This is a genomic window from Dolichospermum planctonicum (genome assembly GCF_005402965.1).
In the GTDB taxonomy this organism is placed as follows: Bacteria; Cyanobacteriota; Cyanobacteriia; order Cyanobacteriales; family Nostocaceae; genus Dolichospermum; species Dolichospermum planctonicum.
The window spans coordinates 1-876 of the sequence record NZ_BJCF01000120.1; the positions used below are offsets into that span (position 1 = coordinate 1).

Annotated in this window: 2 protein-coding genes; both read left to right on the top strand. The window is 32.8% G+C overall.

Annotated elements, in window-relative coordinates; translation table 11 throughout:
- Positions 1–541 (top strand): IS1634 family transposase (locus tag FFO06_RS20675; RefSeq protein WP_137909700.1); only part of this gene is annotated, 541 nt, incomplete at its 5' end.
- Between the two features lie 132 nt (positions 542–673).
- Positions 674–853, top strand: a complete 180-nt coding sequence (locus tag FFO06_RS22205) for a C4-dicarboxylate ABC transporter (RefSeq protein ID WP_116543444.1) — start codon at positions 674–676, stop codon at positions 851–853.
- The last annotated feature ends 23 nt before the right edge of the window (positions 854–876 follow it).

Sequence of the window (876 nt, forward strand, 5' to 3'; positions counted from 1 at the left end):
ATCTAAGACAAAAGATTCTCCACAAGAAATATCTTACCAAATATCAGCTACAGTCTCCCAGGATGAAAGTAAAATTAATACGGAAATGCTGAGTGCAGGGCGTTTTATTATTGCTACGAACGTTTTAGATTCAAAGGAACTAAGTAATGATTCTATGCTAAGTGAATATAAAGCTCAACAATCATGTGAACGGGGGTTTGCTTTTCTCAAAGACCCATTATTTTTTGCCGACAGTATTTTCCTCAAAAGTCCTGAAAGAATAGAGTCGCTGGGAATGATTATGGGTTTATGTCTACTAGTTTATACTTTGGCTCAACGTCAAATTAGAAATGCTCTCTTCAATTCTAAATCAACAATTAAAAATCAATTAGGTAAAGCAACTAACCGCCCTACTTTGCGCTGGATTTTTCAATGCTTTGAGTGTATTCATTTAGTTGAATATAACAATGAAAAACACGTCTCTAATTGGACTCAAGATAGAGATTTTATCTTGAATCTTTTACCAGATGATTGTTTTCGTTACTATCAATTAGTCACCTAATTATTATCTCTATCAATTTAATTTCTCTTGTAAAGATGAGCTAATTTCTTTGATTTATAGCTCCATTTTACTAGGTCTATAATTTCGTTTTTTACTTTAATTGATTAGACTAACTTATGATTTGTCTCTTGAATCTCTGATTTTATTTATTTGTTGTCCTCTCCGGGTGGTGTGCATTCTTATTGCTTCTTATTGAGAATAGGTTTTGATGACGTTTTTGGTGATTTACTGTTTCTCAAATGCCTTTTTTCACTTTATATGTTTGTTTTGATGCTCTCTTTAATTTTTTCTCTACGTAATTTACCTCTGTGACAGTTTGGGGTGCGGAATGTGGG